The organism is Paenibacillus sp. FSL H8-0280, from assembly GCF_045040665.1.
Classification (GTDB): domain Bacteria; phylum Bacillota; class Bacilli; order Paenibacillales; family Paenibacillaceae; genus Paenibacillus; species Paenibacillus xylanexedens_A.
In genome coordinates, this window is record NZ_CP150296.1 from 1,510,393 (window position 1) to 1,529,682 (window position 19,290).

10 protein-coding genes are annotated in these 19,290 nt (G+C 45.6%); 7 read left to right on the forward strand and 3 right to left on the reverse strand.

The genetic code is table 11. The annotated features are described in order from the left end of the window. Positions 1-213 precede the first annotated feature (213 nt). The 6 genes from MHI12_RS06645 to MHI12_RS06670 all read left to right on the forward strand — a co-directional run bounded on the left by MHI12_RS06645 (position 214) and on the right by MHI12_RS06670 (position 11,946). Positions 214-2,031, forward strand: coding sequence for an APC family permease (locus tag MHI12_RS06645; protein WP_076216918.1), 1,818 nt, complete (start codon positions 214-216; stop codon positions 2,029-2,031). A gap of 344 nt (positions 2,032-2,375) precedes the next feature. Beyond that, positions 2,376-3,338, forward strand: coding sequence for a carbohydrate ABC transporter permease (locus tag MHI12_RS06650; protein WP_405171912.1), 963 nt, complete (start codon positions 2,376-2,378; stop codon positions 3,336-3,338). Next, a complete protein-coding gene (locus tag MHI12_RS06655; protein ID WP_036669010.1) occupies positions 3,335-4,156 on the forward strand; it encodes a carbohydrate ABC transporter permease in 822 nt (273 codons plus the stop codon). Before MHI12_RS06650 ends, MHI12_RS06655 begins: the two co-directional genes overlap by 4 nt. Positions 4,157-4,581: 425 nt before the next feature. Further along, a complete protein-coding gene (locus MHI12_RS06660) occupies positions 4,582-5,940 on the forward strand; it encodes an ABC transporter substrate-binding protein (protein WP_405171913.1) in 1,359 nt (452 codons plus the stop codon). A gap of 429 nt (positions 5,941-6,369) precedes the next feature. Beyond that, on the forward strand, positions 6,370-11,535 hold the full coding sequence (locus tag MHI12_RS06665; RefSeq protein WP_405171914.1) for an S-layer homology domain-containing protein: 5,166 nt from the start codon (positions 6,370-6,372) through the stop codon (positions 11,533-11,535). A 192-nt stretch (positions 11,536-11,727) separates the two neighbouring features. Continuing rightward, entirely contained in the window at positions 11,728-11,946 is a 219-nt protein-coding gene (locus tag MHI12_RS06670) for an immunity 17 family protein (RefSeq protein WP_405171915.1), read from the forward strand. A gap of 610 nt (positions 11,947-12,556) precedes the next feature. Here MHI12_RS06670 and MHI12_RS06675 read toward each other — a convergent pair. Together MHI12_RS06675 and MHI12_RS06680 are read right to left on the reverse strand one after the other, a co-directional pair. Beyond that, positions 12,557-15,145: a glycine betaine ABC transporter substrate-binding protein gene (locus tag MHI12_RS06675; protein WP_405171916.1), complete on the reverse strand. Its 2,589-nt coding sequence runs from the start codon at positions 15,143-15,145 to the stop codon at positions 12,557-12,559. After that, complete coding sequence (locus MHI12_RS06680) at positions 15,111-16,340, reverse strand: glycine betaine/L-proline ABC transporter ATP-binding protein (RefSeq protein ID WP_341010098.1); 1,230 nt, start codon at positions 16,338-16,340, stop codon at positions 15,111-15,113. The genes MHI12_RS06675 and MHI12_RS06680 overlap by 35 nt, the downstream gene beginning before the upstream one ends. 501 nt (positions 16,341-16,841) lie before the next feature. Between MHI12_RS06680 and MHI12_RS06685 the strand changes: the two genes are divergently transcribed. After that, complete coding sequence (locus MHI12_RS06685; RefSeq protein ID WP_036611216.1) at positions 16,842-17,417, forward strand: GbsR/MarR family transcriptional regulator; 576 nt, start codon at positions 16,842-16,844, stop codon at positions 17,415-17,417. A gap of 128 nt (positions 17,418-17,545) precedes the next feature. Here MHI12_RS06685 and MHI12_RS06690 read toward each other — a convergent pair whose 3' ends face one another. Next, a complete protein-coding gene (locus MHI12_RS06690) occupies positions 17,546-19,177 on the reverse strand; it encodes a helix-turn-helix domain-containing protein (protein WP_405171917.1) in 1,632 nt (543 codons plus the stop codon). Positions 19,178-19,290 lie beyond the last annotated feature (113 nt).

Genomic DNA, 19,290 nt, shown 5'->3' on the forward strand with positions numbered 1-19,290 from the left:
AAGGCCATTTTCTGTTTTTCGGCTAACAAACGTCGTTTTGGTTCAAAATAGTTCAAAATACTAAACAAGAATGGCTTTGTTATCGATTATTGAATCGTAGAATGCATTATCACGCGCTGGCGAAATTCGGGTGAAATGACGTATTGTCAACGGCTCTGCGATTTTGCATAATAACAATGCTTCACAGATGAGAGACGGAAGGAAGTTATGATCATGCTTGGCAAAATGAAGAGAATCTTAATAGGCAAGCCAATGAAATCGGCTGAACTGGATGGAGAAAAATTGGGGAAATGGAAGGCACTCGCCATCCTGTCCTCGGATGCCCTATCCTCCGTTGCCTACGGTACGGAACAGATTTTGCTGGTGCTCGTTGCGGCCGGATTCGCCGCCCTGTGGTACTCCGTTCCGATTTCCATCGCCGTGCTGGGATTACTCGTCATTTTAATTTTTTCTTATCGCCAGACGATATTTGCTTATCCAACAGGGGGCGGCGCTTATATCGTAGCCAAGGATAATCTAGGTACAACATCCAGTCTGATTGCCGGAGGATCTCTGCTGGTCGATTATATTTTGACCGTTGCGGTAAGTTCGTCCGCAGGGACGGATGCGATTACGTCGGCTTTTCCTATGCTGCATGACTACAGTGTTGTGATTGCTCTGATTATGATTGTTTTTCTAACGATTATGAATTTGCGGGGAGTGACGGAGTCAGCATCTGTGCTGGCGATCCCCATCTATCTGTTTATCTTTTCGATTGCGGTTCTGATTATCTCGGGCGGAATCAAATTTCTTGCCGGGGGAATGGAAGCAGCTGCACCTGAATTCGGAACAAGTCTATCCCATGTGAGTATGTTTCTGTTATTAAAAGCATTCAGCTCCGGATGTTCGGCCTTGACCGGTGTGGAAGCGGTAAGTAACGCGATCCCGAACTTCAAGCAGCCTGCCGAGAAAAATGCCGCGGGTACATTACTGCTCATGGGTTGTATATTGGGAGCCATGTTCATCGGTATCACCTTACTGGCTTATGGATACGGAGTGAAGCCTGATCCCAAAGCAACGGTCATTTCCCAGATTGCTGAAGCAACGTTTGGCAGGGGCACGATGTATTTTATTATCCAGGGTGTAACGGCACTGATCCTGTTCCTGGCAGCCAACACAGCGTATTCGGCTTTTCCACTATTATCCTTCATGATGGCAAAGGATAAATACATGCCGCATGCATTTATGGTCAGAGGAGACCGCCTTGGTTTCTCGAACGGGATCATTTTCCTCAGTGTGATGTCTGCGCTGCTGGTGGTCGGGTTCAAAGGCAATACGGAAAGCCTGATTCCGCTCTATGCGGTAGGGGTGTTCATTCCATTTACCCTGTCACAGCTTGGCATGATGATTCGCTGGATCAAAGTCAAACCGTCTGGCTGGCAGATGAAATTGCTGGTCAATACCGTCGGTATGCTGACTACATTATCGATTACCCTGATCTTTATTTTCACCAAGTTCACACAGACATGGGTCATCTTTATCTTTTTACCACTCGTTGTTTATGTGTTCATGCGTATTCACCGTCACTATTGCAACATTGCCGATGAGCTGCGGATTGATATTCAGGTTGATAAGCCAGCCAAAAAAGGCAATACGATAGTCATTCCTGTTGCGGGCATTACCCGGGTCGTTATGAATACGATCAGTTACGCCCAGACGATGTCGGATCACGTGGTCGCGCTGTACATTGGCTTCGATGATGAGGCGATACGCAAGATGGAGCAGAAGTGGGAAGAGTGGAATCCAGGCGTTCGTCTGGTCGTGATCAAATCGAGATACCGTAGCATTATGGGGCCGCTGAAGAAATTCATTGATACCGTAGAGTGGAAAACGGCCGAGACCGATCACATCACCGTATTGATTCCACAATTCATCACCAAGCACTGGTGGCAAAATGTACTGCACAACCAGACCAGCTTCATGATCCGGGCCTATCTGATCAATTACAAAGATGTGATTGTCACCACGGTACCTTATCATCTTAATCGTTAACTCGAACGGTTAATCGCTTCACCTTGTTTGGAAGATTTACTGATTATTGTAAAATGAGTCGCGTTTATTAATAGGCAAACGTTCATATTCCATTTACACATCGAACCGCAGGGATATCTCCAAAAAGGGGAGTTCTTGCGGTTTTTTTGTTTTGAAATCCGGTCTGGATACCGCTTTCGAATAGATACACATTTGCGTAAAGTCCCTTGTCCATGATTAACGTTACGTTGATTCAGAATGAATTTTGCTGTGACATTCGACTCTTACACTAGATAACGTGGTGCTGAAGTTGATGTAACATTTCACACACACTGAATGCGTGAAACAAGGGGGAAGAAAATCCGATGAGTGAGCTTGATAACCGGATCAGCTTGCCCGCCGCCAAACGGCGCGTATCCGGTACGAGTGAGCGCCGGACAGCCTCGCTGCGTGTGCAGCGAATGCGGGAGAATCTGCTGGCCTATGGTTTCCTGGCACCATCGCTGCTTTTGTTTGCAGTGTTTCTGTTTTACCCGATGTTTAAGTCCGTGTATCTCAGTCTGCATTCCACAGATCCGACGGGGCAGATTGCGGCTTATGTAGGACTGGATAACTTCAAGGCGGTGTTCCAATCAGGACTGTTTATGCAAGGGATGAAAGTGACAGTACTATTTGTCCTGTTTACAGTGCCTACGGGTATGCTGGCTGCTCTGATTCTGGCTGCACTGACTCACAACCGGTTCAAGGGAATGCGTGTGTTCCAATTTGTATTCTCTCTGCCCGTGGTGTTATCCGTGGGTTCGTCCGCGGTCATCTGGAAGTTTCTGTTCCATCCGACCCTGGGCATGCTGAATTATCTGCTTGGCAAAGTAGGCATCGAACCAGTTCCTTGGCTTACCAGCCCGGATTGGGCATTGATCTCGATCTCCATCATGACAATCTGGATGAATCTTGGATTCAACTACATTATTCTATCCAGTGGTTTGGCAGGCATCCCGGATGAGATCTACGAGAGCGCCAAGATTGACGGTGCAGGACCCTTGCTGACGTTTCGCAAAATTTCGATGCCGCTACTGTCACCAACGTTATTCTTTGTTACGGTCGTATCGATCATTGGTGCTTTTCAATCGTTCGGTCAGATCAACATTCTAACCCGGGGTGGTCCGATGGACAGTACAAATGTTTTTGTATATTCCATCTATCAGGAAGCCTTCGTTAATTTCCGCTTTGGTACAGGTAGTGCACAGGCACTGATCCTATTTGTGGTGATTATGCTGCTGACCCTGATCCAGTTCAAATGGGTAGAAAGGAAAGTGCATTACCAATGAGTGCGACATGGACCAAAACGCTGTTGTATGTATTACTGACGATCTGTGCAGCACTTGTGTTGTATCCGGTGATGTACACCTTTTTCATGGCCGTCATGACGCCGGAAGATGCGAGCGCTTATCCGCCGCATATCATTCCAAATTCAATCGATCTGTCCAACTTTAGCGAAGTATTTGATATTGTTCCGATCGGTCGATTTATCGGCAATACCTTTCTTGTCGCAGGACTGACAACGCTTGGTCAATTGATTACAGCGAGTATGGCAGCCTATGCTTTTGCAAAAATGCAGTTCAAAGGCAAAAACGTCATCTTCAGCATGTTTGTCGCAACGATGATGATTCCATGGGAAGTAACGATGATCCCCAACTACCTCACGGTTCGTAGCTGGGGCTGGCTGGATAGTTATCAAGGGCTTACAGTGCCGTTTCTGGCAACGGCATTTGGTACATTCCTGCTGAGACAGTTCTTCATGCAGCTACCCAAGGAACTATTCGAGGCAGCTAGGATCGACGGTTGTGGTCATATTCGCTATTTTATATCGCACGTCTTGCCATTGTCCCGTCCGGCACTTGGAACACTGGCAATCTATTCATTCTTAAGCATGTACAATTCGTATCTCTGGCCGCTGCTGGTGACAAATACACCGGAAATGAGAACCGCACAGATCGGGATCTCAATGCTGGAGTTCCAGGAATCCACAGCGTGGAATCTGGTATTTGCCGGAACAGCCATGGTCATTCTACCATCCTTACTGTTATTGATTTTCGGGTTGAAACAGCTTGTCCGCGGAATGGCCGCAGGCGCGCTGAAGGGGTAAGAAGAGAAAGTTTTACAAGTGTTTAAGTGAAATGGAAGCTCTGAAGGTTTTGATCTAAAGATTTTGATCTAAAGATTTTGATCTAAAGATTTTGATCTAAAGATTTTGATCTAAAGATTTTGATTTAGAGGTTTTGAATAAACCATGTATCAGGTCTTAAGGTCTGGATACCAGGAGCGAATAAAATGAGGCTCGTGCTTCAAATAAGATGTTGAAATGAACGACGGTAGTAGTGGAGGGGACGAAATCGATTCTGCAGAAGCAAAGCGTTCGCCTTTATCCCCGGATTTCCCCCTTTGAAAGGGGATGAAAAGAAATCCGGGGATAACAGCGATCAAAAGAACGATTCGTAACCGTAACGGCCACACCGCGTCATCCCCAAGATTTTATTGTACGCGAGCCATATAAAAGGAGAGCGATTTCGTTTGAAAAAAAGAGGAACATTCGCATTAATGCTGGCTGCACTCATGTTGGTCATCTCCGCTTGCGGAACAAAAGCTGAAACAAGCAGCCCGGCAAGTGGAGCTCAAGCAGAAGCAGCCGCAGTCGAAACAACACAATTGACGTGGTGGCATTCCATGTCTGGCGCTGGGGAGAAAGCCATTAACCAACTCGCTTCCGACTTTAACGCTAGCCATCCGGACATTCAAGTGAAGCCCATCTATCAAGGGAAGTATGATGAGAGTCTGAATAAACTCAAAGCATCCATGGGCTCAGACAGCGGTCCTGACATTATCCAGGTTTACGAGATTGGCAGCAAGTTCATGATCGATTCGGGCATGATTACGCCAGTACAACAGTTCATCGACAAGGACAAGTTTGACCTGTCCCAACTGGAGCCAAACATCATCCGATACTACACCATCGATGGCAAGTTGAACGCGATGCCGTTTAACACATCCAACCCGATCCTGTACTACAACAAGGATATGTTCAAAGCAGCAGGTCTGGACCCGGAGAACCCGCCAAAGACGTATGAAGAGTTTGAGCAAGCGGCAAAAGCACTGGCGAAAGACGGTAAGCCAGGTGCATCCATGGCGATCTATGGCTGGTTTATGGAACAGTTCTTTGCAAACCAGAATGCAGATTATGTAAACAATGGAAACGGAAGAACTGAAGCAGCTACAGAGTCTCTGCTGAACTCCGAAGCTGGAGTGAAGACATTAACGTGGTGGAAAAAGATGATTGACGAGAAAACCCTCTCCAATCTGGGGCGTAGCACAGACGATACAACGGCAGCATTTACCGCTCAGCAAATCGGTATGACCCTGGATTCCACGGCTGGCCTGCGTAAAATCGTAGAAGGTTCAGGTGGCAAGTTTGAACTGGGAACAGGCTTCCTGCCTCGTCCAGCGGATGCCAAAGAAGGCGGCGTTGTAGTTGGTGGAGCAAGCTTGTACATCATGAATAACAAATCGGAAGCACAACAACAAGCGGCATGGGAATTCATCAAGTACTTGGCTACACCAGAGGTACAAGCGAACTGGAGTGTTGCGACAGGATACTTCCCTATTACGACAGCAGCCTACAATGAGCAAGTATTAAAGGATAATATGGCGAAGTACCCGCAATTCCAGACAGCAGTCGACCAATTGCACGCTTCCGCAGATTCGACAGCAACATCCGGGGCATTAATGGGTGTATTCCCGGAAGCCAGACAACTTGTCGAAGGAGCGATTGAAACGGTCTTGAATGGACAAGGTACACCACAGGAAGCATTGGATGCAGCAGCTAAACAAATTACAGACAAGATTGCGCAATATAACAGCACGGTGAAGAAGTAATTGTAGGCTAAACTCAAAATAAAGATGCGGCGATCAATCCTGATCGTCGTATTGTTATGCCTTTGTCTTGAAATTCTATAAGACTTAAGTCTGATTTTTCTTAAAAAGGGATAGATAGATGCTGTTATTAAATGTCGAAATAATAAACGATTCATATCTTTTATGTTAGTTTATGTGACGTATATGGTTTAATGTGCACATAAATGTGACTCAAAAAGATCAAAAAGACATGATTTTGATCTGAAATTAGTCCTAATTAGCTTTAGATAATAGAAAATGATTTCTTTTTGTAATGTATGTGTTCTATTTTATTTCATAACGAAGAAATATTGTTTACACAATTCTGTTATTCAGTTATCTTATATTTGAACTAATGTACAAGCTGGCTGAACAAATGATTGCCAAGTTGAAAACATGGGGGTAGGACGAATGAACAACAAGCAAGTGAAACGTTGGGCACAAGGGTTTCTGGTTTTCGTTCTTGTCGTTACAGGTGCGGCACCAATAGGTGGATTAAGTAGCACCGCATATGCTGATGAGAAAAGTGTAGTAACGGAAGAGCCGCACACAAGTGATCAGGAGACTTCCATACCGAATACTGTCCCAACTGAAGAATCGTCAGACCTGGAGGGGACAGAGTCGCCGAGCAACGAAGATGGTGTTCTTGATGGAACTGAAAGTGAAGAACCAGCTGAGACGGATAATGCAGAAGCGCAGGAAGCAGACGGGACTGGAATCATAACCATTGCTGATGCGAGAGTCCTTGCACCAAATACAAATGTAGCCGTTTCAGGTGTCGTAACGTACAGTGAACTCTCCGGAGAATTCACGAATTATTATATTCAAGACGAAGAAGCTGGCATTGTAGTCCGAGCGAAGAATCAAGTTGATGTGGGGGATCGCATTGAAGTGTATGGTCCAATTACCCACTACAGCGGACTCGTCCAGATCGAGAAGGATAAGTCAGGTTTTACCGAAGGATACATGAAGGTAACTGAGCAAAATGTAACACTCCCCGGACCCAAAAATATGGTGTCCACAGACTTTGTCAGACCAGCAGACCAAAGTAACAAAGGTCCGGGCGAAAAGTATGAGGGAATGTTTGTCGAAGTAAGAGATATTCAGGTAACACGGGGCAGTAGTTCGACGTTTTACGCTACGGATAGTCATGGTGCTGAGATGACGATTTATGCCAAAAACTCTCCTACCGCGCTAACTGTTGGCAAAACCTACGAATATGTGCAGGGTGTTCTGACCTTCAACAGTAATTACGGATTAGAGATTTTGCCTAGAACAGCCGCAGATGTTGTAGAAAATAGCCTGTCTGTGATGGCAAGTGTTCCATCTGGCGGGATTCCCCGGAACAATGAAGTCACATTAACCTCTCCAGCCAAGGATGCAATTGTACATTACACAACGGATAATACAGAGCCTACTTCTTCTTCCACCGTGTACAGTAGTCCAATAGTGATTGATCAAGACATTGTAATCAAAGCTGTTGCCATTTTTAATGGACAATCAAGTGCAGTTTACACCTTTACGTATAAAATACTTCCTGATAAAGAAAACGTGCGTATCCATGATATTCAGGGCGCAGGACATACCTCTGTTTTTAACGGCTACGATGTTAAGGATATCGAAGGTATAGTTACCTCCGTCAGTACAAGCAGTTTTTACATGCAAGAGCTTCCGGATAAAGTCGATGCGGATGAACGCACCTCCGAAGCCATTCAGGTATATAAACCGAGTCATGGAGTTATCGTTGGCAACCAGGTGAAGGTATCTGGCAAAGTTACGGAATATGGGGCGGTTAACGAATTAGCCACCACGCAAATTACGGCGAGTACCATTTTAAAAGTGTTAGATAAAGTCGATCTACCTGCACCTGTGAAGTTGGGTGTCAATGGACGAATCATTCCTACAGTCATTGACTCGGACTCTTTTGCAGAATTTAATCCCGAGACGGATGCTATAGACTTCTATGAAAGTCTGGAAGGCATGCGTGTTGAACTGGAAAAGCCTGAAATTATAGGTCCTTACTCCAGTCAACCGGGTCTGGCCGTTGTTGTGGATAATGGTGAGAACAATCCACTTCGCACACCTCATGGTGGTGTTATTCTGACCGATAACAAGAAAGGTATGAAAGAGAGTGATCTCAATCCGCAGCGTCTATTTATCAGCAAGAAACCTTCCAAAGCAGTTAAAACAGGCGATAAGTTGGATGGGAATGTAATCGGAGTAATGACATACTCTAGCGGCAATTTTAAGGTGAGTCCTGAAGGGAATTTGCCAGCAGTTATCCCTGGAGAAACGAAACAAGCGACTACTTCCATTGAACAAGCGGCAGATAAACTGACCATTGCTACGTTTAATGTGGAGAACTTCAGCAAAAAAGATGCAACACGAGCCAATAAAATCGGTAAAATCATCGTGGATAATCTGAACACGCCAGACATCATTGGTATCATGGAAGTTCAGGATAACGATGGCGATGCCGACACGGGCTCAACAGCGGCCAATGAGAGTTTTCAGACGCTAATTGATGCAATCAAAACGAACAACGGACCAACATATCGATATAGTGAGATTTCTCCGGAAAATAACAAGGATGGCGGGGCACCTGGTGCCAATATTCGTGTAGGATTTCTGTATCAACCGAACCGTGTATCGTTGGCTACTGGTATCGGAAAAGGAAATGCTACGACAGCGATCACAGTCAAAGCTGACGGCAGTCTCTCCAATAATCCGGGTCGTATTGCACCAGGGGATGAGGCGTTCGCGAGCTCCCGCAAACCACTCGCCGCTGAATTCGAATTCAATGGTGAACGTGTAGTGGTGATTGCCAATCACTTCAATTCCAAAGGTGGAGACCTGAAACCTTTTGGAAGCATACAACCTGCGACTCGAAGCAGTGAAGTTCAACGTGCGAAGCAAGCTGCATTGGTGAATGGGTTTGTGAAAGAGTTACTGAACAAAGACCCTGAGGTGAATGTCGCTGTTCTTGGTGATTTCAATGACTTCCAATTCTCAAATACATTGAACATTGTTGAAGGTAATGAACTGGACAACCTGGTAAACGAACTACCAGAAAATCAGCGTTACTCCTACATCTATGATGGAAACTCTCAGACACTGGATCACATTTTGGTGAGTAAAAATCTAACTGAGACAGCAGCTATCGAAGTGGTACATGTGAATGCCGATTTTGAGACAGCGGATGGACGGGTGAGCGACCATGATCCACTACTCGCACAATTAAGTATTGGAGATTCAGTGGAAGAAGGGGACTTCAACCTGCGCGTACTGCACACGAATGATACGCATGCGCATCTGGATAACATCCCGCGCCGAGTAACGGCAATTAAGGAAACACGCAATGATAATACCCTGGTGCTGGATGCAGGGGATGTATTCTCTGGTACATTGTACTTCAATCTATTTAATGGTTTGGCTGACCTGGAGTTCATGAACATGATTGGATATGATGCCATGACTTTTGGTAACCATGAGTTTGATAAAGGTCCAAGCGTACTGAAATCATTTATTGAAAAAGCAGAGTTCCCGTTTGTAAGTGCTAATATTGATTATTCAAAGGATGCGAGTTTGAGTGGTTTGTACAACAATAGCATCGGTGATCCGGGTGAGAAAGCCGAAATCTATCCGGCGATTATTACGGAGGTGAATGGTGAGCGAGTCGGTATTTTCGGACTGACGACACCGGACACGGTATCTCTTTCCTCACCAGGGGATGACTTGAAGTTTGTGGATTACAAAGCAAGTGCACAGGCAACTGTAGAGATGCTGCAAAATGAAGGCATCAATAAAATCATTGCTTTGACTCACCTGGGCTACTCAGAGGATCTCAAATTGGCTGAAGCCGTAGAAGGAATCGACATTGTGGTTGGTGGTCATTCACACACCATTCTGAACGCACCAGTTTTGGTGGATACCCATGCGGACCCAACTTTGGTTGTGCAGACTGGGGAATATGATGTTTCTCTTGGTCAATTGGATGTTACGTTTGATGAAGCAGGCGTATTGAAAAAGTGGAACGGCAAATTGCTGAGTCTGGATGCCAAAGATGCAAACGGCCAATTCGTCTATGCTGATGATGTGGAAGCCGCAAACAAGCTGAAAGAATATGCGCCTCAGCTGGAACAATTCAAGAAAAAAGTTATTGGTAAAACGAATGTCTTCCTGGATGGAGAACGTGGCACTGTGCGGAAACAGGAAACCAATTTAGGAAACCTGATGACAGACGGTATGCTGGAGAAAGTGAAATCCATTGTGCAGGAAAATGACGTCAAAGGATACGTGGCGATCCAGAACGGCGGTGGCATTCGAGCTTCATTCCAGACAGGGGATATTACGCTGGGCAATCTCCTGTCTGTGATGCCATTCGGTAATAATCTGTCTGCTTTGAAAATGACAGGTAAAGAAATCACAGCCGCGCTGGAAAATGGCGTTAGTGGTGTGGAAACGGGAGAAGGGCGCTTCCCGCAAGTGGCAGGCATGCGGTTCTACTACGATTCCACGAAACCAGGCGAGAAAATTGATGCAACAACCAACACCGTAACCCAAGTTGGTCAACGTGTAGTCAAAGTTCAGATTAAGAATGCAGATGGTACGTACACGGATATCGATCCGAATGGGTATTATATCGTCGCTACCAATTCATTCATGGCTAACGGTGGAGACTTCTATCGTGCTATGAGAATGGCGAAAGATGATAATCGATTCTACGAATTAAATCTGGTCGATTATGAAATCTTCCATGAACATCTGGACCGTGTAGGTACAGTTGATCAAAAGACGGAAGGACGTAGTACGGATCTGAAGGGAGCGCCACTTCCGGGGGACGGTAATGGAAGCAATCCTGGTAATGGTGGCGGCAATAATGGAAGTAATCCGGGCAGTGGTAACAGTGGTGGAGGTTCTACAACACCTACTACGCCTGTAACCCCAACCACACCGACTACACCAACCAATCCTACGAACCCAACTACGCCAACCGTTCCTGGTAATGGAGGAGGTACTAATCCAACCACTCCGGTCGTAGACCTGAAGGACATCGGAAATCACTGGGCAGCTGCTGCCATTGAGCAAGCCATTTCCCGGGGAATTGTGAACGGGTATCAGGATGGTAATTTCCGTCCAAATGCACCAGCCACACGCGCCGAATTCATTGTGATGTTGGGCAGAGCATTTGAACTTCCAGCCGGCAACAAAGCATTGACGTTTAAGGATGCTGCGGGAATACCTGCATGGGCACAATCCTTTATTGCTCAAGCAGTCGATCAAGGCATCATCAGTGGGTATACGGATGATACGTTCCGTTCATCAGGCAAAGTATCACGGGTAGAGATGACAGTTATGTTTGTCAGAGCACTCGGTCTCCCGGTACAGTCGAATCCGGTACTGAGTTTCGCGGACGCAGATAAAGTACCGGCGTGGGCTGCTCCATATATCGCTGCTGCATATGATGCAGGATTGGTGAAGGGAACAGGAAAAAATATGTTTAACCCCCTCGCCGAAGCAACACGTGCTGAAGTGGTGACCCTGTTGATGTCAGCAAATGAATTTCAGTCGAAGTAATAAAGACTATTCAATCTTCCTATGAAAAGGAAGCCAAAACCAGTTTTAACCTGAAACACTAAACTCCTTTACTCTAATGAAAACAGCTTGTAGACTTCCATCTACAAGCTGTTTTTTTACTAATTAATGCCTGTTAATTTACACCAAGTGAAGGTATAGTAGACAGGATTATATTGAAGGAGTGTTGACGAAATGCAAGATCAACCCGTTTTAATCGCACTATTTGCCATAGCGGCAGGAATTTTTAGTTTGCTCGGTGGTATCAACAATTGGGACTGGTTTATGAAGAGTTTTAGAGCAGGGATTTTTGTGAAAACCATTGGACGGCAGGGTGCAAGAGTGGTATATGGTATTCTCGGTGTTGTCATGATTACCATTGGGGTACTATTGTTGCTGATTGGTGAAGTGTAGGAAAAGAGAAAAAAAATTGCAGAGCGTGAGTACATAATTCAATTTTACAGCCTTTAATGTAGAAGGTAACGATTAGTACGTTTAGCTTTATGCTTGAGATTTTCGAGGTTAGTTCGGGTGTGGAGATTAGCATTTTAAAATGTCTTGAAGCCCAAGCCTTTATACCCTGGGGAAAGGGAGAAATTTTCCAAGGAACTCAGGACGCCTTATTTCGCCTTCAGCTCTTCTTTTTACAAAGTAAGGAACATTAGACACGTTATTTACTGGAATCCCTAACAAAAACACTGCAAACGACTGTTTTATTCTGATATAACGTGTCTCAGGTTCTTTAGATTTCTGGAATCCCTTTATATCCTTGAATAAGACGTCTCCGATTCGTTAGCGCTTGTACTTGCTCTGCTCCAACCGTGGGTGAGTAGCTGACTCTTGATCCTATCCAGAGCGAAGCTTTTCATTAAAAGGGAGATAATCCACTTTAACGGCACTTCAGGTACATTCAGGCTTTGATTAGGTTTGAAGACATTCCCAAGTAAAAGTTACACTCAAAAAGACCACCGAAAAATTTCGGTGGTCTTTTTACCAAATTCAGGTTTAATCATCTCAATCTGGTTTAATTATCTTTTAAATCTTCAATAGAGTTGATGTCCATATAGGCTGGTACAACTAGGCCCGTTTTGGCACCGTCCATATTCGGACCCAGATCATCGATCTGATCCTTGTACTTGTTATAATAATCTGCTGAAGTAAGTGGTAACCATGCGGCTGGTGTAGCATCTACATCACCGTTGGCGATGCCGGTCCACATTGGACCGATTTCAACTTGAAGGGAAGTCACATTGTAACCGAGTTTTTCCTTCAGAACATACTCCAGCAAGTTGGTACTTGCAATTTCGGAGTCCCACGCCACATAACTTAGTTTGATGGGTTCACCATTCACCGGGGTCAGACCTTTAGTCCACTCAGCTACTTGGTCACTATGCTTCTCTGCATAAGCTGCAGCAGCTTGTTGAGCATCTTCTCCATTTTGAATAGCTACCATAATTTCACCCATATCTTCAGCTGTCCACGAGAAGCGATCCAGGAATTCATAAGCGACAGGTTTGTCTTCCTTTAACCCTTTACGGGCAATAGTATGAATCTGTTCAGCTTCACCATAGACCCCTTCCGGGTCCTCCAGGTATTTCAGGTCGTATGCGTTGAACATCCAATGCGGTGTCCAACCAGTAACGATAACCGGTTCCTTATTCTTAACAGCTTTATCCAGCGTAGCTGTCATTGCAGCTCCTGAACCTTCAAGCAGTTTCCAGTCAGACAAACCGTATTTCTCAATGGCACTTGCTGTGGATTTCATAATTCCGGCACCCGGATCAATACCAACGATTTGGTGATTAACCTCTTCGCCCACATTGGCACTTGCCGATGGAGTGGAAGAAGCGGCACCTGTCTCCAAATCTGCAATCGAATTTACTTCAGTCATGTACTTAGGAACCACGAGGCCTGTACGTACACCTGTCATATTGGCACCCAGATCGTCCACCTGGTCTTTGTAACGTTCCCAGTAGTCTGCGTGTGTCAATGGCAGCCAAGCTGCTGGAGAGGCATCTACGTCGCCTGAGGCAACACCCGTCCACATTGGTCCGGCTTCGACTTGCAGAGCGTTAACTTTATAACCCAATTCGTTTTCCATCACATATTTCAGCAAGTTTGTACTTGCGATTTCGGAATCCCAAGCCACATAGCTTAGTTTGAATGCATCACCGTTCACTGGAGTCAGACCTTTGGTCCACTCAGCAATCTGATCGGCATGTTTCTCCGCATAAGCTTTAGCTGCTTCTTCTGCGGATGTGCCATCCTGGATAGCAGTCATCATTTCACCCATTTCATCCGATGTCCATTGGAAACGGGACAGGAATTCAAACGCAACAGGGTGATCTTCTTTCAGACCTTTACGGGCGATGGTATGAATTTCTTCAGCATCACCGAAAGATTTTTCTGGATCTTCCAAATATTTTAGATCATATTTGTTGAACATCCAGTGCGGAGTCCAACCTGTAATAATGATTGGATCTTCATTTTTGATCGCTTTGTCCAGTGTGGCAGTCATGGCTGCACCAGAGCCTTCAATCAGAGTCCAGTCAGTTAATTTATAGTCTTCGATCGCTTTTGCAGCAGACTTCATGATACCAGCCCCTGGATCGATACCAATAATCTGATAGTTCACTTCTTGACCTACAGCATTGGCTGCTGAATTGTTGCCACCAGCCGAAGTTGTGCCACCAACGAAGTATTGTGAGAAACCAGCTACAAGCACAAGGAATGTTGCCGCAGCAGTGATCCATGCTTTTTGCTTGGCTGTAATGCGTGAGGTCTTTTTGCGACCTGGCATAAATACATTTTGTGTAAAACGGTCCAGTACAATCGCGAGTACAACAACGGCCAGACCGGCTTCGAAACCTTTACCAATTTGAAGCTGTGTTACAGCACGATAGACTTCCGCACCAATACCTTGTGCACCGATCATGGATGCAATAACAACCATGGACAGTGATAGCATGATGGTCTGGTTAATACCGGACATCACGGTAGGCAAAGCGAGTGGAAGTTGTACTTTGAACAACTTTTGCATGGAAGTTGAGCCGAATGCATCAGCTGCTTCAACCAATTCGCCAGATACCTGTCTGATACCCAGGTGAGTCAGACGAATCGTTGGCGGGATCGCAAATATAACGGACGCGATAACACCTGGAACGACACCGAGGCTAAAGAATGTAACCGCAGGCAGCAAGTAGACAAATGCAGGCATCGTCTGCATGAAGTCAAGCAGCGGTGTAATGATACGTGCCGCAGTTTTACTGTATGCGAGCCAGATTCCGACAGGTACACCAAGCAGGATCGAAACCAATCCTGAAGTGATAACCAGACCAAGTGTGTCCATCGATTGGGACCAGTATCCCAAGTTATCGACGAGCAAGAACCCGATAACCGTGAATAGTGTCAGAGGGAGTCGACCTACGAGGAACGCAAGAACACCCAATATGGCAATGAACAGGAGTGGATGGGGCAGCATAAACAGCCCGGAGAAGAATCCAACCACTGCCTGAATAACAATAGAGATTACATTAAACAATCCGGAGAGCGAGGAGCTCATCCAGTCAACGATGGATTCAATCCACGATGCGAGTGGTATTTTGGGAATCATTCACAAGTTCCTCCTTTACTGCAACTTCACCGCTAAGTGCACCCAGCAGGGCACCGCGGACGATAACACCTTGCAGACGGCCATTCTCACCAACAACAGCGAGCGGCACATGGGCAGAACTTACGATCTCGAACAATTCATGAATCAGGGTCTCAGGCGACACCGTCGGCCCGTCCGTGATCAGAATATCTTTCAATAATTTGTTTTCGCGCATGGCACGGGTTGCATCTTCAGCTGTAATAACACCAAGCAGTTTGATCGAACGGTCAATGACAAACAGGTTGGAAATACCACGTTCGCGCATTAATTCGAGGGCAACACGAGGACCACGATCAAGCGTAATTGTTTCAGGGCGACGCATTACGTGAGATGCTGTAAGGACCTTGGACAGATCCACGTCTTCGACGAAGCGGGCCACATATGAGTTGGCCGGTTGAATCATGATTTCTTCCGGTGTACCGATCTGCACAACTGCGCCGTCTTTCATGAGGGCAATACGATCGCCGATGCGCAGCGCTTCGTCCAAGTCATGGGTAATGAAAATAATCGTCTTTTTCATTTTATCCTGAAGCTCGATCAACTCATCTTGCATATCACGACGAATTAATGGATCAAGTGCACTGAAGGCTTCATCCATTAGCAATACTTCCGGGTCATTGGCAAGTGCACGCGCCAAGCCGACACGTTGCTGCATCCCGCCACTAAGTTCATCCGGCATTTTGTCTTCCCAGCCCTTCAGGCCAACCAGCTCAAGTGAGGTTTTTGCTTTCTCCCGGCGTACTTCCTTATCTACTTTTTGTATTTCCAATCCATACTCCACATTATCAAGAACGGTACGGTGCGGGAACAACGCAAACTTCTGGAAGACCATGCTGATCGTTTTCCGGCGCACTTCGCGCAATTGTTCTTTGTTCATCTTGCGTAGATCCTTACCATGGACCAGAATTTCTCCGGATGTTGGTTCAATCAGACGATTGAACATCCGAACCAGTGTGGATTTACCACTCCCGGACAGACCCATAATAACGAAAATCTCGCCTTCTTTAATGTCCATGTTGACCCGGTTGACGCCAACCGTTATCTGTTTTTCTTTGGCCAACTTTTCTTTACCCCAACCTTGCTCCAGTAATTGCAGACCTTGCTCGGTTTGGGGGCCAAACAATTTACTTACGTTTTTCACTTCAAGTATGGTCATGTTTTCACCCCTTCTGATGTGTTGTGCACTTCGAACGGCTTTCAGCATCCATAAGCCCATACACTTATGCGCCCAGCCACGAAATCCGGTAGTTGTTGCTTCGCTTCCCGTCTTTCTGGGTAACGTTTTTAAGTCTAACAATACTTAACCAGTATATCAACCGAATAAACAGTACATAATGTTTGTACAGTAAAAACTGTACAAAGTTTTCCTCGCATATGCTCCATCATTCTCCTTATTCTGCCTAATAAGGTTCCTTTACATTTGATATCGCTTTTCCTACAATAGAAAATGAGCTGAATTGAAGCTGAATTTTTTGGTTAAAAGATAGTCATAGGCAATTGTAGCCTGGTAAAGTTCCCATTTTCATACATTGGGTGAATGAAAGCCCTCTGGCATATATGATGTCCGGCCGAGTGCTTTCCCATGTAAGCAGGACTTTTAAAGTGTTGCAATTATTTCGCCAAAGACTGTGGAATGTTCAGAATGGAGGTTGCAAGCATGGGCTTGGACCATTTACAAGAGGAACAGCAGGCAACCGTGCTGAAGATTCGTAAGCGCGTCATTGAAGCCATTGGACGTAATATGGATCTTTACGGGGTTACGCTGTCTACGGGACACTTATATGGATTGCTATTTTTTGCAGACAAACCAATGACCCTTGACGATATGGGACGGGAAATGGAAATGAGCAAAACGAGTATGAGTACAGGTGTACGAACACTGCTGGATTTGAAAATGGTAAATAAAGTGTGGAGCAAGGGCTCCAGAAAAGACCTATATGAAGTGGAATACGACTGGCATCAGACGTTTACGGATTATTTTGCGATTAAATGGAGAAAAGCCGTGGAGAGTAACCTTCAGATTCTACGCAAATCAATTGAAGAACTGAATCGGTTAGTCGAAGGTCTGGATGAGCAGGCAGACGCTGAACTTATCCACATTCTGATGGAAGACAAACACAAAGTTTTGCAAGCGGAAGCATATTACAAATGGTTGGATCGGTTGATTGATACCATGGAAAATGAAGAGATATACAAGCTTGTTCCGAAGGAAGAGATCAAGGAACATTCATAATTACATGCAAAGGGCCCTTCCCGTTATAGGAGAGGGCCCTTTGGCCTGTGCGATATCTTACTGAATTATTAATGAAGGAACACGATGTAAAAGATAATCTTGCCCATCGTATCGACCTATGTTCACATCTAATGTCCGATCAGACCTGCCTGAGGAAAGACTACAGACTGCTGAGTAATCTGTTCCAGTTCGTTCAGAATCTGCAACCGGCCACCCGGGGTCCAGCATAACCGTTGCCAGTTCGATATATCGTGAACGTTACCATACAATACAGCAGGGGATCGATTCCATGATGCCGTTTGTTTCATGCGTCGGAATACCTTTTCACTGGCAGGCTGAAGCGAAGCACGATGGATCAACAGGTAATCCGTATCCAGCACGGGGATACTATCCGCAACATACTCATTTCTGGAACTTTCGGGAGATACAAGCTGAGCAGGCTGAAGTCCCAATTCAGCATACAACAAGTGATTTAATGGATGCTCGCCAGTCCCTTGTAAGCGAATGAACTGATTCGTAACCTCCATCAGAGCCAACCGTTTTTGTCTGAAATAGGGTTGCAGGTTCAGGCTTGCTTCAAGCTTGCGAAACTCAAGTTCTTTGAAATTCAGCAACGCTTGTTTCTCACGTCCGACTAGTTCGGCTATGCGAATATGGTTCTCTTTCCAGTCATCAGTGGACTCCAAGATGATGGTGGGTGCAATATTTTTCAGGCGATCGTAATAGGGCTTATGGTAAAAATCACCAATGATCAAGTCTGGCTTCGCCTGCCGAAGTTGATCGAATTGTCTGGTTAATCGGCGTTCTTGTTCATATTCATCCGTTTCTCGGTCAAACACACCTTCACCTTCCAGCACAGCTACCGGACGCAGTCCAAGCGAGGCCAAGTTCTCATGAAATCCCATAATAGATGCCGTAGCTATGCGAAGTTGATCTCTTTTCATATATACGCTTGGGGCAATCCCCAAGGTTTGTTTGAATTTGCGGCTAAAATAATACTCATTGCCATACCCGACAGATACCGCGACGTCTTTGAGGACACATGTTTCCGCGGTCAGCTGTTTTTTGGCTTCGTCTATACGTAAACGATTCAGATAATCGGTCGGTGACATGCCCTTAGCTTTCTTGAAACTGCGAGAGTAGGAGCTGGGTGTGAGGCCAGCAATCTTGGCAAGCTGATCCATGCTGATTCCTTCACTCATGAAGCGTCGCATATACATAATGCTGCGCTCCAAGGCAGGGTCCACTTTCTCATGATTGGCTTCCAGCCGGTTCTCCGAGAGAAACTGCAGCAGTTCATGCAGCTGGCTATGTATGCTGATAAAGTGGTCCGGTTGAAGACCGCGATAGGTTTCATACAGTTGTTCTATACGTGATACAGCCTGCTGCTCGTGACGAACCAGCAATCTGCCTGTCTGCCAATCCAGCGGGAAGGCGGGTGAAGAGGTCATTTTCCATTCACCTTGCACTTGCTGCAATTGAACTGTATCCATGCTTAGCAATACAAATTCGGTCACATTCGAGCGTGCAGCGGCCTCAATGGTTGTTCCTGGCTTCAGGACAAACAAGTTGCCCGCTTGTGCCGTATAGACTGTATCATTCAGGACCAGAACACCGTCTCCTTGCAAAATAAGACAGAGCATGGGCCGTGACACCGTCTTGCCTTGCAGACGGAAATTCTCCCCACGACGCACACGGCACATGGAGGAGAGGAGCGGTAGAGATGAGTTTTCAGCAATGAAGGGAAACTGTTCAGTCATACGGACCATCCTTTTGTCTTATTTTCTTAATGATAACAATTATCATTCTCATATGGAAGATGTTTTTGAAAAATAGTTTTCGACAACCAAAAAAGGACTACCAAGAGCCGTTA